This window comes from Lampropedia aestuarii, from assembly GCF_004803635.1.
GTDB classification, from domain to species: Bacteria; Pseudomonadota; Gammaproteobacteria; order Burkholderiales; family Burkholderiaceae_C; genus Lampropedia; species Lampropedia aestuarii.
Genome location: NZ_SSWX01000007.1, coordinates 78884 through 105652, shown reverse-complemented (window position 1 = coordinate 105652; position 26769 = coordinate 78884). Strand labels below are relative to the sequence as shown.

General features: G+C 55.5%; 18 protein-coding genes, 1 tRNA gene and 1 pseudogene. 7 read left to right on the top strand and 13 right to left on the bottom strand.

Features of this window, described 5'->3' with window-relative positions; translation table 11 throughout:
- Window positions 1–402: 402 nt before the first annotated feature.
- Window positions 403–1500, bottom strand: a complete 1098-nt coding sequence (locus tag E8K88_RS07065) for an AraC family transcriptional regulator (RefSeq protein WP_136405949.1) — start codon at window positions 1498–1500, stop codon at window positions 403–405.
- Between the two features lie 219 nt (window positions 1501–1719).
- On the opposite strand from E8K88_RS07065, the gene E8K88_RS07060 reads away from it, so the two are divergent.
- Window positions 1720–3429, top strand: a complete 1710-nt coding sequence (locus E8K88_RS07060; protein ID WP_136405948.1) for an AMP-binding protein — start codon at window positions 1720–1722, stop codon at window positions 3427–3429.
- A gap of 85 nt (window positions 3430–3514) precedes the next feature.
- Here E8K88_RS07060 and E8K88_RS07055 read toward each other — a convergent pair whose 3' ends face one another.
- Window positions 3515–5515, bottom strand: coding sequence for a Na+/H+ antiporter (locus tag E8K88_RS07055; RefSeq protein ID WP_136405947.1), 2001 nt, complete (start codon window positions 5513–5515; stop codon window positions 3515–3517).
- Between the two features lie 101 nt (window positions 5516–5616).
- Here E8K88_RS07055 and E8K88_RS07050 point away from each other — a divergent pair, with 101 nt between their 5' ends.
- The 4 genes from E8K88_RS07050 (at window position 5617) to E8K88_RS07035 (ending at window position 10943) form a co-directional block, all read left to right on the top strand.
- Window positions 5617–7224, top strand: a complete 1608-nt coding sequence (locus tag E8K88_RS07050) for a carboxyl transferase domain-containing protein (RefSeq protein ID WP_136405946.1) — start codon at window positions 5617–5619, stop codon at window positions 7222–7224.
- Between the two features lie 50 nt (window positions 7225–7274).
- Window positions 7275–8084 (top strand): enoyl-CoA hydratase/isomerase family protein, encoded by an 810-nt coding sequence (locus E8K88_RS07045; RefSeq protein WP_136405945.1) that lies wholly within the window; start codon window positions 7275–7277, stop codon window positions 8082–8084.
- A gap of 20 nt (window positions 8085–8104) precedes the next feature.
- A complete protein-coding gene (locus E8K88_RS07040) occupies window positions 8105–8851 on the top strand; it encodes a DUF4126 domain-containing protein (protein WP_136405944.1) in 747 nt (248 codons plus the stop codon).
- Between the two features lie 64 nt (window positions 8852–8915).
- Complete coding sequence (locus E8K88_RS07035; RefSeq protein WP_136405943.1) at window positions 8916–10943, top strand: acetyl/propionyl/methylcrotonyl-CoA carboxylase subunit alpha; 2028 nt, start codon at window positions 8916–8918, stop codon at window positions 10941–10943.
- A 553-nt stretch (window positions 10944–11496) separates the two neighbouring features.
- Here E8K88_RS07035 and E8K88_RS07030 read toward each other — a convergent pair.
- Window positions 11497–12570, bottom strand: a complete 1074-nt coding sequence (locus E8K88_RS07030) for a porin (RefSeq protein WP_168797270.1) — start codon at window positions 12568–12570, stop codon at window positions 11497–11499.
- A gap of 744 nt (window positions 12571–13314) precedes the next feature.
- On the opposite strand from E8K88_RS07030, the gene E8K88_RS07025 reads away from it, so the two are divergent.
- Together E8K88_RS07025 and E8K88_RS07020 are read left to right on the top strand one after the other, a co-directional pair.
- Complete coding sequence (locus E8K88_RS07025; protein WP_136405941.1) at window positions 13315–14580, top strand: multidrug effflux MFS transporter; 1266 nt, start codon at window positions 13315–13317, stop codon at window positions 14578–14580.
- A gap of 129 nt (window positions 14581–14709) precedes the next feature.
- Complete coding sequence (locus E8K88_RS07020; protein ID WP_136405940.1) at window positions 14710–16203, top strand: polyhydroxyalkanoate depolymerase; 1494 nt, start codon at window positions 14710–14712, stop codon at window positions 16201–16203.
- Between the two features lie 297 nt (window positions 16204–16500).
- Here E8K88_RS07020 and E8K88_RS07015 read toward each other — a convergent pair.
- The 10 genes and pseudogenes from E8K88_RS07015 to E8K88_RS06975 form a co-directional block, all read right to left on the bottom strand.
- Window positions 16501–16590 (bottom strand) — tRNA-Ser (locus E8K88_RS07015).
- 128 nt (window positions 16591–16718) lie between these two features.
- Complete coding sequence (locus tag E8K88_RS07010) at window positions 16719–17813, bottom strand: IPTL-CTERM sorting domain-containing protein (RefSeq protein WP_240754385.1); 1095 nt, start codon at window positions 17811–17813, stop codon at window positions 16719–16721.
- A 39-nt stretch (window positions 17814–17852) separates the two neighbouring features.
- Window positions 17853–18137, bottom strand: a pseudogene (locus E8K88_RS18585) (Ig-like domain-containing protein); the annotation flags it as partial.
- 1090 nt (window positions 18138–19227) lie between these two features.
- Entirely contained in the window at window positions 19228–19971 is a 744-nt protein-coding gene (locus E8K88_RS07005; RefSeq protein ID WP_136405938.1) for an ABC transporter ATP-binding protein, read from the bottom strand.
- Entirely contained in the window at window positions 19955–20782 is an 828-nt protein-coding gene (locus E8K88_RS07000; RefSeq protein WP_168797268.1) for an ABC transporter ATP-binding protein, read from the bottom strand. Before E8K88_RS07000 ends, E8K88_RS07005 begins: the two co-directional genes overlap by 17 nt.
- On the bottom strand, window positions 20775–21656 hold the full coding sequence (gene opp1C, locus E8K88_RS06995; protein ID WP_136405936.1) for a nickel/cobalt ABC transporter permease: 882 nt from the start codon (window positions 21654–21656) through the stop codon (window positions 20775–20777). The genes E8K88_RS07000 and opp1C overlap by 8 nt, the downstream gene beginning before the upstream one ends.
- Before the next feature lies 1 nt (window position 21657).
- The gene (opp1B, locus tag E8K88_RS06990; protein ID WP_240754384.1) at window positions 21658–22677 is read right to left on the bottom strand and encodes a nickel/cobalt ABC transporter permease; all 1020 of its coding nucleotides are present in this window, start codon (window positions 22675–22677) and stop codon (window positions 21658–21660) included.
- 28 nt (window positions 22678–22705) lie between these two features.
- Window positions 22706–24286, bottom strand: coding sequence for a nickel ABC transporter substrate-binding protein (gene nikA, locus E8K88_RS06985; RefSeq protein ID WP_136405935.1), 1581 nt, complete (start codon window positions 24284–24286; stop codon window positions 22706–22708).
- On the bottom strand, window positions 24283–25125 hold the full coding sequence (locus E8K88_RS06980) for a class I SAM-dependent methyltransferase (protein WP_136405934.1): 843 nt from the start codon (window positions 25123–25125) through the stop codon (window positions 24283–24285). Before E8K88_RS06980 ends, nikA begins: the two co-directional genes overlap by 4 nt.
- A gap of 218 nt (window positions 25126–25343) precedes the next feature.
- The gene (locus E8K88_RS06975; RefSeq protein ID WP_136405933.1) at window positions 25344–26582 is read right to left on the bottom strand and encodes an ammonium transporter; all 1239 of its coding nucleotides are present in this window, start codon (window positions 26580–26582) and stop codon (window positions 25344–25346) included.
- Between the last annotated feature and the right edge of the window lie 187 nt (window positions 26583–26769).

Genomic DNA, 26769 nt, shown 5'->3' with positions numbered 1-26769 from the left:
GCATCAAGATGGGTAGAAACGCATCCTTTAGAAAAGCCATAGCCAACGCTATGCTCAAAAAAGCAACGCGCAGGCGATCGCCTGAGACCGGGCTCAGACTAAGGCGTGAAGTTTTGCAGTGCGCTCCTAAGCATTATGCAGACAAAGCATTTTGGCTTGGTAGTTTCAACAGCACTGTAGCCCAAATTCAAAGTAAGCCATGCATTACCCAACGCTTGGGCTAGTAGATCTTGCACTATAACTTGTCAAAATAGCAAAAATCGCGCCACTTTCCAAGGCACAGCATCGACGAGCAGAAAAAACACACTTCAAATCATCTTGAAATAGATGATTGCCAGAAATCAATTCTTTAGGCTCAGAGCACCAAAGCCAATCCATGCCAAGCACGCATGACAAATCAGCTCATACCACAAGAGAATTGCCAGCCCTGGTATGCAGAGTGCTCACTCCAGCCTGACCGCTTTCGCGGTATTCCGATGGTGCGACCCCTACCCAGCGTGTAAAAGCGCGGGTAAAGCTCTTGGCATTGTCAAAGCCCACACAGGCGGCAATACGCTTGATCGGGTGGGAGGTGCGCATCAGCAATTGCTTGGCTTTCTCACAGTGCACCTCGTCTTTGATTTTTTGCAAGCTCACGCCGTCTTCCTGCAAAAACCGATGCAGACTGCGCACCGAGACGTGCAAAGCCTGTGCAATGGTCTCGGCGGTGTAGGACTGGCCTTCTTGCGCATTGGCCAGCAATTGGCGCACACGCTGCTGCATCAGTCGATCGCGCCGGTATGGCTTAATGACCACCAGCAGCGCCCGCTGCAGCATCAGGTTCAGCGCGGCTTCATCACGCCGCACAGGCATCTCTAGGTAATTGACATCAAACTGCAGACTGGCTCTAGGCGCACCATAACGAATCACCGTGGGAAACATGACCGACACCTGGGCTGCATAGGGCGGCGCCTCAAAGGGCAGCTCGATCTGCGTCAATCGAATCTGCGAGTCCAGCAGCCAGCAAGAAAATCCATGGATATTGCGCAACAAAGTCAAAAGTCCCAGGCGACGCCGGTCGACATCGGCCAGCGTCAGCTCCTCGACCGTGACCACCGCTTGGCTGCCTGCAGCTTGGAGCTGCAGTCGCAACTCATCGGTCAACAAACCATGGTGGCGACACCAGCGCAGCAAGGCCACACGCAAATTCGGAGCCGTCAAGGTCGCGCGTGCCAAAAAGCCATAGCTGCCCCAGCGCATGGGCCGATTGAGCCAACCTAGCGCCTCATCATCGAGCTCTTGCATCGCATACAAGGACAAACGTTCCATCTGCAGTGCCGTCATCAAACCCTGGGAATTTTGTAAATCTTTTGGCGTAATTTGTGCATATTCAAGCGCTTTTTTAGGGTCTTTTCCAAGACGCGCATAGCAACGCAGGATGGTATGTAAAAAATCCAATGGCGTAGCGCGTGCTGGCTCCCTATTGGTGGTTTTTCGCAGAGTTTCGGGGGCGTTTTGCATGGCAACTCACAATCAGGCAATTATGCAAACGATTCTGGCACAAATTGCACCCCTTCGCTGAACTCGACTACTGTCCATTGCCAGCGCACAGCAGTAAGATGGAACGCATCAGCACGCTCATGCAAAGCTGGCCGCCTGCACCACGCCCGATCGCAATGTGCAACAAGCCCGTGCAATGACCAATGGGCAGTCTTGAAGAACTGCCGCTAGGAGACCCCCATGCCCACCTCTGCCCTGAGTTATGCAAAAGGCAGCACGACCCCTGAACTGATTGAGCAGACCATTGGCGACTATTTCGACGCCATGGTCGCCCAGCATCCGCAACGCGATGCCTTGGTGAGTCGGCATCAAAACCAACGCCTGACCTACCTGCAGTTGCAAGCCTCAGCCAACCAATTGGCCAGTGCCCTGCTGAAAATGGGTCTGGTAGCAGGCGACCGGATCGGCATCTGGTCGCACAACAATGTTGAATGGGTGCTGATGCAGCTTGCGACGGCAAAAGCCGGACTGATCCTGGTCAATATCAATCCGGCCTACCGCACCTCCGAGGCCGAGTACGCACTCAACAAGGTCGGCTGCAAGGCCTTGGTGGCCATGCCCAGCTTCAAAACCAGCGATTACTTGGCGATGCTCAGGGAACTGGCACCCGAGTTGAACAGCACTGCGCAAGGCGCACCTCTGGCCGCGCGGCGCCTGCCGTTTTTGCGTCACGTGGTCTGGATCGATGTGCCGGGACAAGGCGATGAGCAGCCAGGGATGCAGCGTTTCTCGGCCTTGCTGGCCCGTGGCGATGCCAATGACCCTGCGGTAGGCAAGATCCAAGCGGGATTGAAAAACACCGATCCCATCAATATCCAATTCACCAGCGGCACGACCGGCTTCCCAAAAGGGGCAACCCTGACCCACCGCAATATTCTCAACAATGGTTTTTTCATTGGTGAGTGCATGGAACTGGGCCCACAAGACCGCTTGTGCATTCCAGTGCCGCTCTACCACTGCTTTGGCATGGTGCTGGGCAATCTGGCCTGCCTCACGCATGGCAGCGCGATTGTCTACCCCAATGATGGTTTTGATGCACTGTCCGTCTTGGAGGCTGTGCAGGCTGAGCGCTGCACTGGCCTGCATGGCGTGCCGACCATGTTCATCGCCGAGCTGGACCACCCTCGCTTTGAGGAGTTTGATCTATCCAGCCTGCGCACTGGCATCATGGCAGGCACAGCTTGCCCGATTGAGGTGATGAAGCGCGTCGTCGAGCGCATGCATTTGGCGCAAATCACCATTGCCTATGGCATGACCGAGACCAGTCCAGTCAGCTGCCAAAGCGACACCCGCACGCCACTGGAAAAACGTGTGACCACCGTGGGCAAAGTTCAGCCTCACCTGGAAATCAAAATTGTCGACCCCAACACTGGCGAGACCGTGCCGCGCGGCCAGTCGGGCGAGCTGTGCACCAAGGGATACAGCGTGATGCACGGCTACTGGGGCGATGCTGAAAAAACCGCCGAAGCCATTGATGCCGAACAGTGGATGCACACCGGTGATTTGGCCACTATGGATGACGAGGGCTATGTGAATATCGTCGGCCGCATCAAAGACATGGTGATCCGTGGCGGCGAGAACATCTACCCGCGCGAAATTGAAGAATTCCTCTACCGCCATGAGCACATCCAGGATGTGCAAATTGTTGGCGTGCCAGACCAGAAATACGGTGAAGAACTGTGCGCGTGGATCATTTTGAAACCCGGCATGGAGCTGACTGAAGAGCAACTGCGCGCATTTTGCAAAGGCCAGATTGCGCACTACAAAGTGCCGCGCTACATCCGTTTTGTCGAGGCATTTCCGATGACCGTGACCGGAAAAATTCAGAAATACCTGATCCGCGATGCCATGAAGCAGCAGCTTGGCCTGAGCGAAGCCGCTTCTGCTTAATCACCTGATGCGCATATCTGCCGTGCCAGCACTACTGCCACTCTCTCAGCCAATGGCCAGGCATGCCGATTGGGCCCTCACCCATTCAATGGGCTGCGGGCTTGTCAGGCTGCGTGCTGTGAGCACTGCTGGTACTGTGGTTGCTGGTGCTGTGGTTGCTGTTGGTCTCCGTTGGCACGGCCGCACTGTCCATAGCCAGCTTGACTACGGGTTCAACAGTGCGGTCTTCCGTGGCGGCATCACTGGCAGAATTTGCCGTAGCGGCAACCGCAGCGGTGCTAGTGGCAGCATCCACTGCGTTTTTAGCTTGCGCCAGCGCTTCTTGCGCAGCCCGCTCCTTCTCGGCCGCTTCGTGTTCTTGTTCTTCTTTGCGTGCAATCGCCAAAGCCTCTTCAGCCTGCTGGCGGTTGAGCTTGGCCGCCTTGCGCCTGCGAATCAAGGCCACCTCGGCCAAATCCAGCTCATCGACGAGCAATCTGAGCGAGTCGTCATTGATCAAGTGCTTGCGGCGCAAATGGTAGAACTCCTCACGTTCGGCTTGCAAACCAATCAAGCGCAGCTCCATGCCCAGCTCGACCGAGCGCACATGCTGCATACGGTCGCGCAATTGGGCCAAATCGGGGTCGCTGGTATCGTCCAAGGCCCCCAAACGGTCGCGGTAATCCTGCGCCACCCGCCCCATCACCGCCACCCACATCGCCTGCTCGCCCGAGGTTTCCTCTTTTTGTCCCTGCACTTGGTCCTGCTCTTGCAAAGACACCAAGGCAGCATGGCAGGCTGCAACACGCGCGCGCCGCTCTTCACGGTCAGTGGCATGCTCTTTGCTGGCTGGCAACCGGCGCAAAATCAAGGGCAGGCCAATGCTGCCAATCAGCAAAGTGGCAATAATCACCCCTGCAGCCAGCATGATCACCAAATCTCTGGCCGGAAATGGCTGGCCACTGGGCAGCAGCAGCGGAATCGACAATGCACCAGCCAAAGTCACCGCACCGCGAATGCCTGCTACCGTGCCCAAGGTGGTGAGCAAATACGAAGACTTTTGCGACACGCCCTGATTGCGAAAGCTTTTACGCAAAGGCCCTTGCACGGCCACATGCAACCAAACAGCGCGCAATACCATCGCGACCACCGTGATGGCCAAAATGATCGCCAGCAACTGCCACCAGCTGTAATCGCTGCGCCCCATCGCCTCGCGTATCAGGGTCGGCAGTTGAATGCCCAGCAGCAAGAAAATTGCACCATTAAAGGTCGCCTCGACCATCTGCCAGGCATCATTGCTTTGCATCCGCTCGGAAATAAAACGGCCACGGTCGAGGTCGGTGAAGTTCACGGCAATCCCGGCCGAAACAGCAGCCAAAATGCCCGATACGCCCAAACGTTCACCCAGCAAATAAGCAGCAAAGGGCAGCAGCAGCAGCAGCAGGACCATTTGTGTGGCAGCCGTGTCGCCAACAAGGCGGGTGACGACTTTGCGCACATAGCCAAACAGCCAGCCAATCGCCAAGCCAACGATCACACCACCTACGGCAATCAAAACAAAGCTCTGGCCAGCCTCCATCCACGAAAAGGCGCCAGTCATCGCAGCGGCGACGGCAAACTTCAAAGCGACCAGGCCCGATGCGTCATTGAGCAGCGACTCGCCCTCCAGAATATGCAGGGCTTGGGTGGGCATGCCCAGATTACGCGCAATCGCAGACACAGCCACCGCATCGGTGGGCGAGAGCACGGCCGCCAAGGCAAATGCCACAGGCAGAGGTATCGCCGGAATCAGCCAGTGGATAAAGTAACCCAGGCCAATCACGGTAAAGAACACCAACCCCAAGGCCAGACGCAAAATCGGCTTGTACAACGCAAAGAATTCGCGCTTGGGGATACGCCAGCCATCGGCAAACAGCAATGGCGGAATGAACAGCAGCAGGAACAAATCCGGATCAAACGCTATATGCAAACCGGCCTGCGGCCACGCCAGCGCCATGCCCAATGCAATTTGCAGCAAAGGCAAAGGAATGAACTTGACATATCTGGCAAGCAAACCAGATACCGCGCCCAACATCAGTACCAACAGAACAATTTCAACTGTATGCATGATTCGTTCGCACCAGTTGGCTATTGGCAGCTGACTGGGCAATATTCGATTGTGTGGAGACAAGCAACCGGCTCAGCAATGAGCCAGCGAGGAAATAAGCAATGGCCATTTTGAACTCAAAACTGAGCGCTCGTAGCAACGATTTTCAAAATAATGAAAAATCCATGCGCGCACTGGTGCAGGACTTGCGCGAGCAATTCGCCGTGATCGAGCAAGGCGGCGGCGCTGCGGCAAGGGACAAACACCTCTCGCGCGGTAAGCTGCTGCCCAGAGACCGCGTCCAGGCGCTGCTCGATCCAGGCAGCCCATTTCTGGAAATTGCGCCGCTGGCGGCCCTCAATGTCTATGACAACGCCGCGCCCGGCGCCGGCATGATTGCCGGCATTGGCCGCGTCCAGGGCGTGGAATGCATGGTCGTGTGCAATGACGCCACAGTCAAGGGCGGCACCTACTACCCATTGACGGTGAAAAAGCACCTGCGGGCGCAGGAAATCGCAATGCAAAACCGCCTGCCCTGTGTCTACCTGGTGGACTCGGGCGGGGCCAACCTGCCCAACCAGGACGACGTATTCCCGGACCGCGACCACTTTGGCCGCATCTTCTACAACCAAGCCAATATGAGCGCCCAAGGCATTGCACAAATTGCCGTGGTAATGGGCAGCTGCACCGCCGGTGGTGCCTATGTGCCAGCAATGAGCGATGAAACCATCATCGTCCAAAACCAAGGCACGATCTTCTTGGGTGGCCCGCCCTTGGTCAAAGCAGCAACTGGCGAGGTCGTCAGCGCCGAAGACCTCGGTGGTGGTGACACCCACACCCGCTTGTCCGGTGTGGCCGACTACCTCGCACAAAACGATTTGCATGCATTGGCGATTGCACGCGAGAAAATCAAAAACCTGCAATGGCATAAAGCGGCGCACCCGGCCGATACCGCACCGGTTGCACCACGCTTTGCCAATGAAGAGCTGTACGGTGTGATTCCCACCGACACGCGCAAGCCTTTTGATGTGCGCGAAATCATTGCCCGCATTGTTGATGACAGCGATTTTGACGAATTCAAAGCCCGCTTTGGAAGTACGCTGGTGACCGGCTTTGCCCGCATTGAAGGCATGCTGGTGGGCATCATCGCCAACAACGGCATCTTGTTTTCTGAATCAGCACAAAAAGGCGCGCACTTTATCGAGCTGTGCTGCCAACGCAAAATCCCCTTGGTGTTTTTGCAAAACATCACCGGTTTCATGGTAGGTCGCAAATACGAAAACGAAGGCATTGCCCGCCATGGCGCCAAGCTGGTCACTGCCGTGGCAACTGCTAACGTGCCCAAATTCACCGTCATCATTGGCGGCAGCTTTGGCGCAGGCAACTACGGCATGTGCGGGCGCGCCTACTCGCCACGCTTTTTATGGATGTGGCCCAACGCGCGTATTTCGGTCATGGGCGGCGAGCAAGCAGCCAGTGTGCTGGCCACCGTCAAGCGCGATGGCATCGAGCTCAAAGGTGGCCAGTGGAGCGCCGATGAAGAAGAAGCCTTCAAAGCACCGATTCGCCAGCAATACGAAGCCCAAGGCCATCCTTACTATGCATCGGCACGCCTGTGGGACGACGGCGTGATTGACCCCGCAGACACCCGCCGTGTCTTGGCTCTTGGCTTATCAGCATCTCGCAATGCACCGATTGCCGATGTGCAGTTTGGTGTCTTCCGCATGTAAACATGTCCTCACCAGCCCACGTCGCCCCCCATTGCAGCAGGACCAACACCATGGCCAATCTCAGCACCCACATCGCCGACCACGTCGCCACTATTACTTTGACACGCGCCGACATGCGCAATGCCTTCAACGACGAAGTCATTGCAGACATCACCCAGGCCTTTAAACAGCTTGGGCAAGCCCCCGAGGTGCGGGCGATTGTATTGGCTGCCGAAGGCAAAGCCTTTTGTGCCGGTGCTGATTTGAACTGGATGCGCAAAATGGCCGATTACACGCATGCAGAAAACAGTGCCGATGCTGCCAAGCTGGCTGACATGCTGCACACCATCTACACCTGCCCCAAGCCCACCGTGGCGCGCATTCAAGGGGATGTGTATGCTGGAGGCATGGGCCTGGTAGCGGCCTGTGATATGGCCGTGGCGGTTGAAGGCAGCCACTTTTGTCTGTCCGAAGTCAAACTGGGCCTGATACCTGCAACGATTGCCCCTTACGTGATTCGCGCGCTTGGCGCACGTGCCTCACACCGCTACTTTCTGACAGCCGAGCGCTTTGATGCACAAGAAGCCTTGCGTCTAGGTTTTATCCATGCCCTGGTTGCCCAGGACACCTCAGCCGATCCGTCCAGCACGCTACAGGCTTTGGATCTGAAAGTAGCTGAAATCACCAAAGCCTTGGTGCAAGCCGGTCCACAGGCCGTCAAAGCCGCCAAGCAACTGGTGCTGGATGTCGCACAAGTGGCCATTACACCGGCCTTGATCGCCCAGACCGTAGAGGGCATTGCCCAGATACGCGCCAGCGAAGAAGGCAAAGAAGGCGTGCAGTCGTTCTTGCAAAAACGCACGCCGAACTGGTTGGCTTAACCCCCAAACGCCTGAACACCATGACCAGCACAGCCCAGGACACCAGCTACACACTGAGCCAGACAATGCCTGCACTGGACGGCGCAGCTTTGCATGGCGCGGTGGCGGGCGTGGGCGAGCACCTCAGCCAGGCCTTGGGCAGCATGGACATGACCGGCATGCTGGCCTTGGCCGCAGCCTTGGGCTGGTCCAGCGGACTGCGCTTATACGCGGTGGTGTTTGTCACCGGTTTGGCCGGTTATCTGGACTGGATTGCCTTGCCAGGTGCATTGACATTGCTGCAAAGCCCGTTGGTGCTGTTTTTCAGCGCCATCATGCTGTTTGCCGAATTCTTTGCCGACAAAATCCCAGGCGTCGATTCGCTGTGGGACTTGCTGCAAAGTGTGATTCGCGTGCCTGCTGGCGCGGCACTGGCCGCAGCAGTCTTTGGGGCTGACAATGGCCAAATGGCCTTGATTGCTGCCTTGATGGGCGGCACCTTGGCCGCAACCAGCCAAGTCGCTAAAACCACGACCCGTGCGGCCATCAACACCTCGCCAGAGCCCCTCTCCAACCTCACAGCCAGCTTGACCGAAGACGGCCTGAGCATTGGCGCGGTCTGGCTGGCCTTGACCAGCCCGGTGGTATTTCTGGTGCTGCTGCTGTTGGCCGTGCTGCTGATGTGGCTAGTGACATGGTGGATGTTCCGATTTTTACGTGCTGCTTGGCGCAAGCTACAAAACCTATTGGGCAGATCTGCCCCAACACCCCCGACTGCATCGCATTGATAGGCTGATCTATTCAATGCCGTTGACCTGTGACTCATACATTTCATCCCAAGGAGACAACCCCATGTTCCACAAAATCCTGATCGCAAACCGTGGTGAGATTGCCTGCCGCGTTGCGGCCACTGCCAGGCGCCTGGGCATTCAAACCGTGGCTGTCTACTCCGATGCCGATGCCAAAGCCAAACATGTGCAGGTCTGCGATGAAGCAGTCCATGTCGGCGGCAACACGCCTAAAGAGAGCTATCTACAATGGCAGCGCATCATTGCCGCAGCGCAAGCCACTGGCGCTGAGGCCATCCACCCCGGCTATGGTTTTTTGTCTGAAAACGAGGACTTTGCCAAAGCCTGTAGTGAAGCCGGTCTGGTCTTTATTGGCCCACCCGCCTCTGCCATTCAAGCCATGGGGCTGAAAGCCGAATCCAAACGCCTGATGGAAAAAGCCGGCGTACCTTTGGTGCCAGGCTACCACGGCAAAGACCAGGATCCCGTCTTGCTGCACAGTGAGGCCGACCGAATTGGCTATCCGGTACTGATCAAAGCCAGCGCTGGCGGCGGCGGCAAGGGCATGCGCATTGTCGAGCGCAGCGAAGACTTCAGCGCCGCGCTGCAGTCCTGCCAGCGCGAGGCCATCAACAGCTTTGGCGATGACAATGTGCTGATTGAAAAGTACGTACAGCGACCACGCCATATTGAAATCCAAGTGTTTGGCGACCAACAAGGCGACGTCGTTTATTTGTTTGAGCGGGACTGCTCAGTGCAGCGCCGTCACCAGAAAGTCCTGGAAGAGGCACCTGCGCCCGGTATGACGGCCGCGTTACGCAAACAAATGGGCGAAGCTGCCGTAGCAGCAGCCAAAGCGGTAGGCTATGTGGGCGCTGGTACAGTGGAATTCATCGTCGAGCAGCCTGGGGGTTATGACAAGCCCGAAGAGATGCGTTTTTATTTCATGGAGATGAACACGCGTTTGCAAGTCGAGCACCCTGTCACTGAAGCGATCACCGGCACCGACTTGGTTGAGTGGCAGTTGCGCGTAGCCAGCGGAGAGCCATTGCCCAAAACCCAGGCACAGCTGCAACTTACAGGGCACGCCATTGAAGCGCGCATCAATGCCGAAAACCCAGACAACGACTTCCTGCCCGCCACAGGCCACTTGCGCATTTACCGCAAGCCCCAGGCCAGCGCTTTTGAAGTCAGCGATGTGCGTGTTGACGATGGCGTGCGTGAAGGCGATAGCATCAGCCCGTACTACGACTCCATGATTGCCAAGCTGATTGTGCGTGGCAATACCCGTGACGAAGCCCTGCAACGCTTGGACGAAGCACTGGCTCAGTTGCATATTGTCGGTCTGGCCAATAACGTGCAGTTCTTGCGCCGCACGATCAAGACCCCATCGTTTGCACAGGCCAAACTCGACACCGCCTTGATTCCACGCGAAGCGGAGCAGCTGTTCAATCAAACGCCTTGGCCGGTTGGATTTAGCATTGCCGCAGCGATTGCCCACACCCTGAACCAAGAGCAAGTCACAGCCAAGGATGGCGATCCATTCAGCCACCACGATGCCTGGCGCGCCTGGGGCGCAGCCAAGCGCTTTTTCTTGTTCACGAAAGACGACCAGAAATACATTGCCCAGTTGAGCTATCTCGCAGATGGCTTGCACCTGAGAGTCGATACACAGGGCAAGTCCGCACAGCAAGTGTTCGATGGCCCCTTCAGCTACTCTGCGACAGCAGATGCACTGCAACTGAACTTGGCTGAGCACGCCTCTCAAGTGCATGTGTATCGCAGCGGCCAAACGATTGATGTTTTCGCCGCAGCAGGCCATGACAGCTTGGTATCAGTCGACCCACTCCTGCAAAGCGATGAACATGCAGAGTCAGGCCGCTTAACAGCACCGATGCCAGGCAAAGTCGTGGCATTCACAGTTCAAGCTGGTGATGCTGTTAAAAAAGGCCAGGCCTTGGCTGTGATGGAAGCCATGAAAATGGAGCACACCATTTTGGCCCCAAAAGATGGTGTGGTGGCTGAGCTCTTGTTCGCTCCAGGCGACCAAGTCATGGACGGCGCGGAATTGCTCAGCCTGGTAGCAGAATAACAAGCACCAAACTTCAACTCGCCTCTCAGGCGCCGCGCAAAAATTATTCTAAAAGCGGCGCCTAATCAATTTAGCACCTGTTTACGGTTTTTTCACAGGCGCACCAGGCACAAAAAACAGGCAGCGCTAGGCCCCTGTTGCCACTCATACACAGCACTCACCACCGATAGTGGCATTCACAATTCATGCATCGCTGCAGCAATCGGTGGCATTTGCACACTTTTTGGTCGGGTCTATCGTCTGAGTCTAACGTCCGTGGAGCAATATGTCGCTCGAACGGATGAACAGAACGATCAAAGAGGCCACTGCAAAGCATTGCATCGGCTGCAAGGCTCAAGAATCATCTGACGCTCTGCAAATGGGTCGGCAAACAGTGGACAGCGCTACCCGAACAGCACACCATTAATCCCATCCTTCTCATACCGATACGGCATACCTGGCAGAGCACGCAATCTGCTCCAGAAAAACCATTTGCTATGCAGATATAGATATAAAAAAACGCCCCCGAAGGGGCGTTTGTTCTTCTAGGAAACCTGCTTAAGCAGGCAACCAATTAGAAGTTGTGGCGCAGGCCGATAGCGTAGTTGTTTTGCTCACCGAAGGTGTTCTCAAACTGTGGGCCTTTTTTGTCAGCACGGTAGTACACGCCGTACACGAATGTACGTTTGGACAAAGCGTACTTGGCTTCGATAACAGCGTCAACGCCGTCACGCTTGCCAGCGCCAGGAGTCAGTTCGTTGCGGTCTTTTGCGTACACAACGTCAGCTGTCAGGCTGAATGCGCCCAGCGGAACTGTTGCGCCCAAAGAGTAACCTTGGATACCAGGCTGGATGTGTGTTGTACCAGAAGCTGGGCCACCTTCGTAGTTGCTCACGCTAGCAACGTCGTTGTAGTGGTAAGAACCAGCCAGTTTGAACGAACCGAAGTCGTATGTAGCACCGATGTTGCTGTTTTCAACACGGCTTTTCTTGCTCCAACCGGAGTTGACTTCAGCGTAGTTGTAAGCTGCCGACACGCCCAATGGGCCGTTTTGGTAGATCACAGCGATGTCGTAGAAGCCTTTGGCGTTGCTTTTGCCATCAGCGTTAGCACCGTAAGCTGTGTAGTTGTCTTCGAACACGTAGCCCAAGGAAGCTTTGAAGCCACCGAAGCTAGGAGTCACGTATTTGAACAGGGAGTTTGTACGCGAACCGCCGCCGTAGCCGAAGTTCAGAGCAACTGGGGAGTAGTTAGCTGTACCAGTCAGGTCGTACACAGCAACTGCGTCGTATGTAGGTGTCAATTGACGACCGGCGCGAACAGCACCGAAGTTGCCAGACAAACCAACCCATGCTTGACGAGCAAAAGTTGCGCCACCAGCACCACCGTTACCACCAGTGCTACCGTCAGCCAGACGAACCGCTTGTTCCAATTGGAATTCAGCTTTCAAGCCATTGCCCAGGTCTTCAACACCACGGAAACCGATGCGGCTGTTACCGTTGTTGATGTTGTTGTTCGATTGTGCGCCGGTTTTGTCGTATGCATCGCCAACAGCGATATCAGCAACACCGTACAGAGTCACAGAAGATTGGGCCATTGCCAAGCCAGAAGCAGCAATAGCGGCCAAAGCGATTAGAGATTTTTTCATTGCGGATACTCCAAGGTTAAACATAGGGCTCCGGTACGGGGGGTCTTGGGCTGTATTCACCTTTTTCAATCCCGCCGGTTCCCCGAGCCAACCTCCTGGTGGGGAAGTTAGGAGTATTGCAACAGAGCCGGCCAAGCTTGGCAAAGAGTATTTGCAGTTGCCGCGCCTTTACATCTATTTTCGTTGCAGAAGGACAACAATTTACATCGCACAGACAGACTACTGGTATACAAAAGTGCAGCGGGCATCCTCTGCATGTTTGTCCAAGCCTGCAATTTCAGCCCACCACAACCCCCTTCAAACGACAGCAGCAAACATTGCTGCCTGCGTCTAGTGTCCCTCGATGAATCAAATAGCCAAGCTAATACCAAGTGCGCCTCTGCTGTATAGCAAAGAACAGGACCACACCATCACCGCTGCTGGCCAGAAAGCAACGTGTGAGCCCGTGCCTTCAACACAAACGCCTGGCACAGCCACTGCCCTACGGCCACAAGACATTCAAGCCAATATTTTTTCTTTTGAAAAATGCTCTGATCCGTTGGATGTCCATAGTGACCGACGCAGTGTCACAGAGGCGATGCAAAGCATCGCATGCAGCAACCGCCCTATCTGAGCGAAAAATCAAACACCACCACATCCATGCACAATGGCGCAGCACACACTACGCCCTAGCACTCGTTGTCATCGAGTCGATGTACATGAATAACGGCCACCATAACACTCGTCTGATTATGTTGTTTCCTTATGAAGCGCGACACCTTAGCTGAACAAACACCTCCCACCGACTCTTCGACCAGTAGTCCGCCTCTTGTACTAGGCCCGCATTGGGCACTGCCTGCATTGCTGGCGGCATTGAGTGTGCTTGGGCCTTTTTCAATCGACACTTACCTGCCGGCTTTTTCTGGCATCTCCACCAGCCTTGCTGCATCGCCTTTGCAAATGCAGCAGACTCTCTCAGCCTATCTATTGGCGTTTGCGTTCATGAATTTGTTTCATGGCGCATTAGCTGACAGCTTTGGGCGTCGGCCAGTGGTACTGTGGGGCGTCGCTGCATTTGGCCTTGCATCTGTCGGCTGCGCACTGGCGCAATCTGCAGAACAGCTGATTTTCTTCAGAGCAATGCAAGGCATGTCAGCAGGAGCGAGCATGGTCGTCTCTCGGGCCATTATTCGCGACGTGTTTGCACCAACACAAGCCCAAAAAGTCATGAGCCAAGTGACTTTGTATTTTGGCTTAGCACCTGCTATCGCCCCCATTGTCGGAGGCTGGCTCTATACCTTGCTTGGCTGGCACAGCATTTTCTGGTTCATGGCTTTGTTGGGCGCTGGGCTGTGGCTGGTGAACTGGCGTGTGCTGCCAGAAACACTGCCGATTGCAGACCGCCAGCCACTGCGGTTGAAGCCGTTGATTCAGGGCTATATGGAGTTAGGCTTGAGCGCGCGTTTTTTACTGCTGGCAGTCAGCAGCGCTCTGCCCTTTAACGGTATGTTCGTCTACATACTGGCATCGCCTGAATTCTTGGGTGGGCATCTGCAACTTGCCCCAACGCAGTTTTTCTGGATGTTCCTATGCGCGATTGGCGGCATCATGCTTGGCGCAACTGCCAGCGGGCGGATGGCTGGCGTTCTGGCGCCTAAAAAACAAATTCGATTCGGCTTCCTGACCATGGCAGTGGCCAGCGTCATCAATATCAGCTTGAACGCCGCTGGCTTGTACCACCCGATCTTGGCAATTGTTCCTTTAGGTATTTTTTCGTTTGGCTGGGCAGTCGTGATGCCTCCTATCACCTTGCTGGTACTGGATATGAATCCAACACGCCGAGGCATGGCTTCTTCGCTGCAAGCCTGCATCACGTCTGCAGCCAATGGTGTAGTTGCAGGCGTTATCGTGCCATTGGTCATGCACTCGAGCCTGACGATGTCACTGGCCTCAGCCAGTTTCTGGGCGATCGGTCTGGGTGCTTGGCTGTACCTGCATAAGCGCTGGCCTGAGCTCGGCCGTAATATATAAACAGCGAGCCATAAAACCAACACAATTTGATCTTGTGCACTGACGCATCAAGAAGGAGTGCCAACTCAAATCGCGACTTCTGAATGAGTCTGCGGTATTATTGTGCAATGCAACAAACAGGATTTCGCCATGCTCTACCAAATCTACGAAGCACAACGAGCCATTACTGAGCCATTTGCAGATTTTGCCAAAGCGGCTTCTAAACTGTTCTCCAATCCAGCTTGGATGTTTTCCGACACCTCGCTTGCACATCGCATTTCGGCCAGCTATGACCTGTTATACCGGCTTGGCAAGGACTATGAGAAGCCAGCATTCGGTATCGAAACCGTGGAGGTCGATGGCGTGGAAGTGGTTATCCACGAACGCATTGAGATGGACCTGCCCTTTTGCGAACTGCGCCGCTTCAAACGCTTTAGCGACAACAGCGCAACGCTTGAAACCATGCTCAAGCAGCCTGCCGTTTTGATTGTGGCGCCGCTATCGGGTCATTACGCAACGCTGCTCAGAGAGACCGTGCGCACCATGCTGGGCGGGCACAAAATCTATATTACTGATTGGAAAAATGCACGCACGGTGCCGCTGGAGAAAGGCGACTTCCATTTAGACGACTACGTCAATAACGTGCAAACCTTCATACGTTTCTTGCAGGAGAAGCACGGCAATTGCCATGTCATGAGTGTTTGCCAGCCTACGGTGCCAGTGTTGGCTGCTATTTCACTGATGGCCAGCAGAGGTGAGACAACACCACTATCAATGACCATGATGGGCGGCCCCATTGACGCCAGAAAAGCACCAACCTCGGTCAACAATCTGGCCACCGAGCACAGCTACGAGTGGTTTGAAAACAATTTGATCTACCGCGTGCCTACTGGCTATCCTGGCGAAGGCCGCCGTGTCTACCCCGGTTTCTTGCAATACACCGGCTTTGTCGCCATGAACCCGGATCGCCACGCCAGCAGTTATTACGACTATTTCCAAAACCTGATTAAGGGCGACGACGACGCCACCGAATACCACCGCAAGTTCTACGACGAATACAACGCCGTTTTGGACATGGATGCGCATTACTATTTGGAAACCATTGAGACAGTGTTCCAAAAATTCAAGCTCGTCGAAGGCACCTGGGAGGTACGCAATCCACAAGGCCAACTGGAGCTGGTCAAACCTGCCGACATCAAAAACACGGCCTTGATTACCGTGGAAGGCGAGCTTGACGACATTTCTGGCTCAGGCCAAACCAAGGCAGCACACACGCTGTGCACCAGCATTGGCGCAGCAGACAGAGAGCACATAGATGTCCAAGGCGCTGGCCACTATGGTATTTTCAGTGGCAGTAAATGGCGCACAATTGTTTACCCGCAAATTCGCGATTTCATTTTGCGCTACCAGCCTCAGCCTCACAACAGCATTCAGCAGACCAGCCAACCTCAGCCAGCGCTTGCCAAGCACACACCCGTCTCATCCGCAGTGGACCCCGCATTGGCAGTGGCCATTGCCAAGACTGCGGCACCAGAACAAGCAAAGGCATTCAAAGCAGGCACCAAGCCTGTAGCTGCGACCAAAAAAGCCAATGCAAGCAATAATGCAACAGCCAAAAAGACAGCCAAGCCAATTGCCAAATAAAGCGGCTTTTTTGAACAAATCCTCCCGTTAGCTGGTAGTCATCGGGAGGATGGGTCATAAGAGCCTCGCATGCGGATCGACTCCACGGATATGCAATTTTTGGGCTCTGGAGAGTGAAAAACCAAGAGGCAAGGCGCCAAGCGCCATCTCCAGTAGCGCAAGCTATATTCAGCGTGATGCGCCACCAAGCATGTGCCCAACAGCATCTAATTTGGCACAATTCAATCCCAATTTTGGTAGATAAGATGGTTGAAAAAACAAAAACGCACCTCGAAAGGTGCGTTTTTATAGGCTATCTGGCGGAGAGGGAGGGATTCGAACCCTCGGTAGGCTTGCACCTACGCCTGATTTCGAGTCAGGTACATTCGACCACTCTGCCACCTCTCCGATATTTGGGTCGCATGTAGCGAAGCCGCAAATTTTAGCAGAGTATTTGCGATGTTTGCAGCTTATTGGGCTGATACTCTCGTTTTATTGTGAAAAAATTTCTATATCCGTCACTGGTAGTGGCCAGCTTAGCTTGACAAGGGGCTGCTACGCTTGCGCAAACCAAGAGCTGCCAAACCTGCAGCGAACAAACTGAGCAAGGCGAGTGTTAGGTGACCCAGTGTTGGTACGGGGACGGCTTGAGGCAAAGCAGCTTGCACTGTCGCACCTACAGGATCGACAATTTCACCGTTAATGGTCCAGTCATCGTCGCCCAATTGGCCGTCCTGCACGGTGAATGTGGTGGTGCGGCCATTAACCAATAGATTGCTAGGCTGAAAATGGCTGGAAGACGTGGCGTCAGCGCTGGCTTTGCCCCACTTAGTCAGGCCCTGCACCTGATCTGGCCAGGTGATAGTGACAGTCACTGGTGTGGTGTCACAGCCTATTAGTTTGAAGTCGAGCATGCCATGCGGCATGGTTTGTCCTTGTGGCAGAGTCTGGGGTGCAGTGACAAAAGCGGTGTTGCCCGCATCGAAACGGCATGTTGAGCCGCCACCAGAGAAGCTGGCAGTGGCTGTGCCTGCTGCCGTGCCATCGCTTGGTGACGTGGTGCCAGTGAAGCTGGTTTGCACTTGTATAAATTGCGCTGATACGGTTTGATCTGCAGTCACATTGCTGAGCGTGCAGGCATTTGAAGAGGATGGCGTGTGGCTGCAATCGCCCGCCCAGCTGCCGAGCATATAACCAGGCTCGGGATTGGCTGTGCATCTTGCGTGCGTAAATGTGTTGACAGGATTGGGGCTGCAAGTGATGCTCCCGCCATGGGCTGCTGCATCTGCTGGTAAGGGGCTTACAGTGACCAAGAAGCTGGCTGGCAATACATCAACGCCAATACTTGATGAGCTGGAGTTCGCAATGGCTGGATTGCTGGAGCTGAACTTAGCCACGTAGCGGTGGTGGCCAATTGTATTAAGGGTGACAGTGCACTCAGCTTGGTTTTGCTCGATTGGCCTGCCAGTGCAGCCGGCCACCGGAGTGCTTGCATCGGCACCACTTAAGAATGTGACACTGCCTTGGCTATTGCTGTTGCTATTGCTGTTGGTAACGACTGCCGTAAGCGTAATAGAACTCGCCAATACAGCTGCAGCCGAGGTGCTGCTAAGCGCAGTGGTGGTTGGCATGGTATTTGCCACTGTCACCATGTGGGTGTGTTGGGTTCCGCAAGGGCTTGTGTATGTGATGGTTGCTTGTCCTGCTGCTATGCCACTCACCTTGCCTGTGTTGTCAACGATGGCGACAGTTGGCGTGTCACTGCTCCAACTACCGCCTTTTAGCGGAGCATGGAGTGTGATGCTTTGTTCTGTAAAAAGGTCTGACTGACCGACGAGACCTGCATTTTTGTCGGTTCCAGAAAGGGCAAATATGTTCAGGATGCCGGGGCCAGATTCTCGGGTGAACTCAATTGTGCTGATGACTTTGTTGTGATCGCTGCAGAGCAAATCCATGTTGATTTGGTAAAGACGCGGATTTGTATGGTTGTTCTCTACCGAATTGTTGTATCGTGATACACGCCCCATACCGCTCGCGACATAATTTAATCCTCCGAACCAGTCAGAGACCGATTGGATTGGCAAAGTAGTTTGAGTGTCGTCGCTAAAGTGCACGACTGCAGAAAATGAGGATGTACCAGAACCACTGGTGGCTAATATGCTGAGCGCGCGATACGCAGACGGATCGGTTAGCACCAGTGTGCCATTGGGATTGTCTGAGGATAAGCGCAGTGAGTTGTTGGCTGCATAGCTTTGCAGTTGGTAGCTTTGTTGAGGGGAACTGTTGCTGACGATCAAGCCGTCAAGAGGCAATCCACTCGTTTGTGCCTGAGATGCATCCGTTAGTTTCCAGTCAAGGGATTTGAGGACGTAATTTAATTCGTCAAGACCGTGGCTTGTGCTGCTTGCAGCGTTGCCAATGCCATTGGCTATAACGTCATGGTTGTAGCCGGTGGTGCCAATGGGCGTATAAGTTTGTGCGCAGAGCTGTGAGCTTGCGGCATAGGCCGCAAAAATGGCGAGCAATTTGGCTGTTTTGGCGAAATTGTGCAAAGCAATCGATGTGGCTGGCAAACTTGTGATGGAGGTCATGTCAATGTCTGAGAGTGACGTATGCCAAATGCCTTGATCCCAGCAATAGGGATTGTTCAGGTTGCAGGTGCCGAGCATTTGCGCCAACGCAGTTGGCACGAGAGTGCAGCAGAGCAAGGCTGAGCCGGGAACCAAGTCGGCATTGATCGTTTCGAAAGGCGCTCAGCGAACGCTGATGGAGTCGTGCGGCGCAATCTAAGCAGTTGTTACTTACGCTCAAGTCACTGGCGTGCAGCGGTTATGAGAGCGGTCGATGGCATCTGAAAGTTGCGTTTGCTTTCAATTTCAACATGTTTCTTGTCGTTTGAGTATCCCTGATTTCAGGTATTTGGTGAGGCGATCGGTACTTCTGCGCATTGAACCGACCAATATTTCCTAGGCAGTTTTGAGCCTCATTGCTTCACCGACCTGGGCCACCTTGCCTCATCACATGCGAAACAACAGCGCTGGTGTCTCAAATCACCGCATTGAGCAGGCGCCGCGCATAAGGCTGGCGCACATCCGGCAATGACTCCACCTTGCAGGATTCAACAATCCGGCCATCGTCTAAAAAAAGCACCCGCTGGCACACAAAGCACAAGGCCATCACATCGTGCGTGATGAACAAATAGCTGAGTCCACAGCTCTCACGCAAAGCCTCCAGCAGCTCCAGGATCTGCACCTGTACGGGCACATCCAATGAGCTCACCGCTTCATCCAGAATAATCAGATCGGGCTGATTGGCAATAGCACGTGCAATACACACACGCTGGGCTTGACCGCCTGAGAGTTCGGCCGCATAGCGCTGCATCAAGGCCTCCGGCAAGCCCACACGGGCAAGCAGGGCGGCCACATGCTCATACAAGGCCTCTCGTGCCCAAACGCTTTGCAGCCGCAGGGGCTCAGCAATCGCGTCGAACACCGTCATACTGGGATTAATTGACGCTGTATAGTCCTGAAACACCACACTGATACGCTGGCGACGATGGCGCCGGTGCATCAGATTGAGGCCATGCAGCGTCACCTCGCCTCGCTCGGGCGCTTCAATTCCACTGATAATCCGCGCCAGCGTGCTTTTGCCTGAACCGCTCGCCCCCAGCAGGCCAACTGCCTCGCCAGGCGCCACTTCAAACGAGACGCCTTTGAGCACCTCGCGCGATGCCGAGCCAAACCATTTTTTGTCACGATAACTGCGCCAGATGTCACGCACTTGGAGCATGTGCATTCCTTTGCATCAGCGCCCTGAAGCGTGAGCTCAAGCGCTCACGCGAGGCAAGCAGAAACTGTGTGTAAGGGTGCTGCGGTGCAGCCCATAAAGCATCGACAGGCTGCAGTTCAACCACACGGCCTTGCTGCATCACGGCCACATCATCGGCCAGATAACGCACCAGGCCAATATCGTGCGAGATGAAAACCAGAGTGCAAGCCCGCTCTTGCACGACGTCGCGCAAGACCTGCATGACTTCGCGCTGGGCCAGGACATCGAGCGCCGTGGTGGGCTCATCGGCAATGATCAGCTGCGGGGCAAGCAATAACGCCATAGCGATGAGCATACGCTGCAGCTGCCCACCGCTGAGCTGGTGCGGGTAACGCCGCCACAAACCCTCAGCGGGCGTCAGGTGCAGGCGCTCAAAGCAGGCCAACGCAGCTTGCATACAAGCCTGCTTAGACTCACCGCGGTGCACGCGCAGCGTTTCCAGAAACTGCTTGCCAATCGGCATCATCGGATCAAAGGCGCTCATGCCGTCTTGTACCACCAGCGAAATACCCGTCCCCCTGATGGCGCGCATGGCTGCGCCATCCGCAAGATCGTAGTGGCCGCCATCAAAATACAGACTGCCCGCTGCCTCTAAGCTCTGCGGCAGCAGTCCCATGATCGTTTTGGCCAGCAGGGATTTGGCGCTGCCGCTCTCCCCCACAATGCCCAAGCTACGCCCAGCCATGATCGACATCGAGACAGGATGCAGCAGGACTTTTCCCGTCTGGCGATCGTGCACTTGCGCGCTCTCGAGCCGCAGCAACTCAGACATGCGCATCTTTCTTGTCCGCCGACTGGACGCCTGCTGTTTGTCTGCGCTCACGCCCCACATCCAATTGGTCACGCAAAAAATCGCCCAAACCGTTACAGGCCATGACCACCACCACAATCGCAATGCCAGCTGGCAGCATTTGCATGGGCTGCACCAGCATCACGGTCTTGGCCTCGTTGAGCATACTGCCCCACTCGGGCGTGGGCGGCTGCACGCCCAAGCCTAGAAATGACAGTGCGGAAATCAGCAAAATCACGCTGGCCACATCGACCGATGCCAGAGTGGCGATTTCCGCCGCAGTCACCGGCAACAAATGGCGGCGCAGCACATGGGAAGGCGGCGCACCAATGACTTGCGCATAGCGCACATAGTTGCGGTGGGTGTATTGCACGACGGTGCTGCGCACCATGCGGGCATACCAAGCCCACTTCACGCCAATGACAGCCAGCAAAATATTCTCAATGCCCGGGCCCAATAGGCCGACCACGGCAAGAATCACGACTTCGGCGGGAAAAGCCAGCATCACATCACACACACGCATCAGTACCGCCTCAAAGCGCCCACGCAGCATGCCCGCCAACAGCCCCAGACCTGCCCCCAGCGTCACGGTCACCAGCATCGTTCCAAATGCGTAAAACACCGTCGTCCGGATCCCAAAGAGCAAGCGCGAAAACACACAGCGGCCCAGATTATCGGTGCCCAAAGGAAACTGCCAGCTCATCGGCTGGTACTTGAGTCGAACGGCTGTCTCAACCGGCGAATTCGGCGCCAACCAAGGAGCAAAAAGACCGGCCAGCAGCACAATCAGCAGCACCGCAATACAGGCTGCAGAGAAAGGATCCCGACGCAGCAAGGCCAAGCATCGCGTGCGCATCTCACCCATGCCTCAGACGTGGATCGAGTCGCTGCTGCAGACCTTCGACCAGGAAGTTGAATGTCAGAAACAACAAAGCCATCAACAAAATATAGGCCTGAATCATTGGGTAGTCACGCCCAAATACCGCCTCGATGCACAAACGGCCAATTCCAGGCCAGGCAAAAATACTCTCAATCACCACCGTGCCTGCAATCAGTTTAGGGATGCTCATGCTCAGCGCCGTGATGGCCGTGTGCAAAGCGTTGCGCAAAATGTGGTTTACCAGGATGCGGCGCTCAGACAGCCCACGGGCTCTTGCATACAACACATACGCTTGGTTGAACTGCGCCAGCATGCTGCCACGCAGCAGACGCAAATAAACGCCAAAATAAGCCAATGACAGGCACAAGGCCGGCAAGACCACGGCGCTGGGTGAGCGCATCCCACTGACCGGAAACCAATCCAAGCGCACGGCCAGCAACCAAATCAGCAGCAAACCGACCCAATAGCTTGGCAGCGCGGTGAGAAAAAAGACGACGCCGCGCACCAGGGCATCGACCCAAGTGCGCCGCCCCAATACGCACAGCATAGCCCCCAGCAGAGCCAACACCACGATAAACAACAGCGTCACGGCGGCCAGATACAAGGTCGGCGGCAGCGCACGGCGAAACTCTGCAAGCACCGGACGCCGACTCAGGTACGAATATCCCAGATCAAGCTGCACAGCACGCTGCAGCCAATCGGCATAGCGGATCAAAAAGGGGCGATCGAGTCCAAGCTCTTGCGCAACCAAGGCCTGCGCCTCAGGGGTGGGCACCACCATATTGACGCGCAAGGACACCGTTGCCGGATCAGAGGGCGTTAAATGCAGCGCGGCAAATGCAATGAACGAGATCAGCAGCATCAAACATGGCAAAGCCAGCAAACGCCACCACCATGGGGATAAGCGCCACCGCAACGGCGGACGTGCAAGGGCCAATCCGGCAACGCGTGCAGGCGCCACTGTAGCTACCATCGAGGCCTGCTCGCTTTTGCTCATATCTGACTGCGCTTAGGTGCTGCACACCTTACTTGAAGTAAAAACGCTCAAAGGGAATTTCATACTGAGACGGATTAAAGCCGACGCCCTCCAGCTCTCTGCGGTGCACCACCTTAACGCGTGAATAGGTCAGCGGGATGTAGACGGCTTGCTCAGCCAACTGCCCCAATAGCTCGGCATACAAGGCTTGGCGGCGCGCCTCATCGGCAGTGATCAGTAGCTCATCGATCATGGCGTCAATGGCGGCCTTATTGGGCAAGCCCTTTTGCCCCTGGTAGTCGGCATGGGCCGGAATCCGAAACGACGACACGAACGATGCGGGATCATAGGGTGTGCCCCAAGAGAGCGAATATTGCATGTCGAAGTCGCCGTTTCTTTGGCGATCCAAATACACCTGCTTCTCTTCGCCAAGCAACTCCAAACGCACCCCAATGCGTTGGAAGTTGTCCTGAATCAGCTCAGCAATCTCACGCTCGGCCGCATTGCTCACATTGTAGGAAAACACCAAACTCAATGGCACGCCGTCCTTGTGCCGCACGCGCTGGCCGGGCGCCAGCGTCCAACCGGACTCATCGAGCAAGCGCTGCGCTTGCTCCGGCTCCCATGCATAGACAGCCTGGGGCACGTCGGCATACGGCACATTACGCGCCAGCAGTGTTTGCGCCACCGTCTCCAGACCGTTGAAGACGCCGTCGGCGATTCCGGCCTTATCAACCGCATGCTGCAGCGCACGGCGCACGCGCACATCGCGCAAAATGGGCCGACTGCTGTTGAGCACAATCGCACGCGAAGCAATCGGCTCACTCATCAGAGTCGCCAACTGCTTTGAGCCACTCAGTGCGGCCATTGAATCTGCATCGAGCATATCGCCGTCTGCACCGAAAACCAACTGGATATCGCCTTTTTGCAGTGCCAGTAGCAGCGTTTGGCGGTCCGGAATGACCTGCCACTCAACTCCAGATAAGGCAGGGGCAGTGCCCCAGTAATTGGGATTGCGCACAAAGCGTGCATGCTGATTGCGCGCATGCTCAGCCAGCATCCATGGCCCAGTGCCGCTATAGCCACTCACGCCATCCTTGGTGGTGCCCTGCATAAAATCGCGCGGTGAAATAAAGCGAAAGGGCCGCGTCAACGCCAACTCTGTCAGCGTGGGATAGTAAGGCTCATTGAGATGCAAGCGCAGCGTCATCTCGTTGACGACCTCGACATCGCGAATCTGGCGCACCAGCTCCAGCCAGGCATGGCGAGTTCGGTTGCTCAAAATCGCGTCAATATTGCGCTTGACCGCCTGCGCGTTGAATGGCTCACCGTCCGAGAAAAACACCCCTGGACGCAGCTGGAATGTATAGACACGTCCATCTTCAGAGACCTCCCAGCTCTGCGCCAGATGCGGCTCGATGCCGGTGGGCGTTATACGCACCAAAGACTCGAACACCATATTCTGCGCAGCCATCTCTCCGGCGTATAAGTGCGGATTGATATCGCGCACGTCTTTCGTACTGGCGTAATTCAACACGTTGTCGGCTTTGCCAGCAAGCGCCTGTGGCGCTTGCGCAATCCCCAGCCAAACTACGGCCAGCGCCGCGACTGCTTGAGCCAAACGGTTCATGCCAAGCCCCCTGCTGCAGCCTGCTTGTGCGCCACAATCATGAACATCGGCGTTGAGCGATAGTTCGCCTTTTCTTCAGCACTCCAGACCTGCTCGCCAATAGAGGCATCGATCTCGACCTTGGCAAACCCCACTTGCGCCAGCGTGTGCTGATCCCACTGAGGCCGCAGCGTCTGGCTAAGCGGCAGCTGCAGCGCAATCTCGGTCATGGTTTTAGTATCGGTGCTCACATAATGGTCCTCAATACCGTTGGCTGCAGTGTATTGGCGATCGGCTTCGAATTGCGCGCCTAAGTCTGCATCGAACAAATGCAAATACCAGTTGGCATCAAAGTTAACCAAATGGCCACCGGGCGCAAGCACCCGATGCCAATCGGCGTAGGCCTGGGCCGGGTGCTTCAAATTCCAGGTGACGTTGCGCGTGACCACCAGATCAAAACTGGCGTCGGCAAAAGGCAAGTTCTCCACATCGCCCTCAATGAAGTGGATCGCATCCACCAATGCTCCGGCATTCGTGCGCGCTTCATGCAGCATGGCAGCCGTCACATCAATGGCCGTTACCTGATGGCCTGCGCGAGCCAACAAAATCGAGAAAAAGCCTGGCCCTGCGCCGACATCGAGTACGCGCAGCTGGCGCCCTGTTGGGCAGTGCTGCAACAACAGTGCTTGCCAGACATCGGCTTTGTCGCCCTTTAACTCGTTTTGATTGGACTGGCTATAAGACTCGGCACGGATATCCCAATAGCGCTCAACCTGTGCCAAAAGATCCAACACGGGCTGGCTATCGCAGCGAGTCTTGCCAGCTCGCCCTTCTCTTACAAATTCATGCGTCACTTGCATTACTGTCCCTTATCGCACATAGGCTGCGCTGCCAAACGCAGCGCGTAGTAAGGCCGGTATCTGCCACGGCTATGGGGTGACTGATACCGGCTTGGTTTTCATACTGAGCCACAAAAGTGGCCTCTAGCGTATGCGCAAGACAAGCTGCCAGTCAGAGTCTGCTGCCTGTCGGATCGAAATCGACTGCAGCCGGCGCCACACCGACTGCAGTCACAGCCTTAGCTGTTGTTGCTCTTGCGCATATCCCACAGGTTATACGCATTTTCGCTAAACACACCATATTCACCGCTTTGCTGTTGGTCAGCGGGTACACGCAAATGGCCGGTCACATCAATGGCCTTGAGAATGCATGTGGTCAAAATCCACGCATACGCGGCCACAATCATCACCGCCAAAGCCTGCACGCCCAGCTGTTCCAAGCTCGCTGACACTTGATTGATACTGGAGCTGGCCAGGACTCCAATCAGCAAAGCACCAGTCATACCGCCCACCCCATGAGCGCGCCAGACTTCCAGCGTGTCGTCAACTTTCAACCAACGCTGCACCCACCTCGCATGGAAACAGCAGGTGGCGCCGATCGCGCCAATCAACAACGCAGCCATTGGCTCAACGTAACCGGCGGCTGGCGTAATAGTTGCCAAACCAGCAACAGCGCCTACCAGCACGCCACTGAACGAAGGACGCCCGAAGCTGAGCCACTCCCAAAACATCCACACCAGCATCGCAATGGAGCCAGCCAGCATGGTGTTGGTAAACGCATATGCGGCCAATGCATCTGCCGCATAGGCACCGCCGGCATTAAAGCCGAACCAGCCAAACCACAACAGACCAGCACCCAATGCGACCAGTGGCAATGCAGCAGGCTCATCCCCCCCCTCTCCGGAGCGCTTGCGGCGTGCGCCCAGGAACTTGGCTGTCGCCAGCGCAGAAAATCCTGCCGCAGTATGAATGACGATACCGCCGGCAAAGTCGACCACGCCCAACTGAGCCAAAAATCCCCCGCCCCAAATCCAATGTGCGACCGGGAAATAGACCACAGCGGTCCAGATGGCGATGAAGGCCAGATACGCACCGAAGCGGAATCGGCCAACGAAAGCCCCCGTCATCAAGGCCGGCGTAATAATCGCAAACATCATCTGGTAGGCAAAAATCAGAATGAAGGGCACTTTGTCTGAATAGGCCGCATTGGGCTCAATTCCAACGTGGTACATACCGAAATACGGGCGAATATCACCGATCACGCCACCCATATCCGGGCCAAACACCAAGCTAAAGCCACCGAATACCCAAAGCAGACCAATGACTCCCATGCAGACAAAGTTCTGGATCATGATTGAGAGCATGTCGCGCTCTTTCACCAGTCCGCCATAGAACAGCGCCAACGCGGGTGTCATCATGCACACAAGCGCCGTACAAATTAATAAAAAAGCGGTATCACCTGCATCAATGCCTACCATTACATGTCTCCCGTTGAAGCCCAGATTGGGCGGTTGTTGCGTTATCGACGAAGGACGCTCTACTCACCCCTCGTTGCAGGCATGAGTGCGGTATCGGGATGCGCCGCAAGGCGTCTTTGGAAGGCCATAGCCGCAGCGATGGACACGCAAGACTGGCGCAGCGGATCGCCTGAAACCGTGCTCAGAC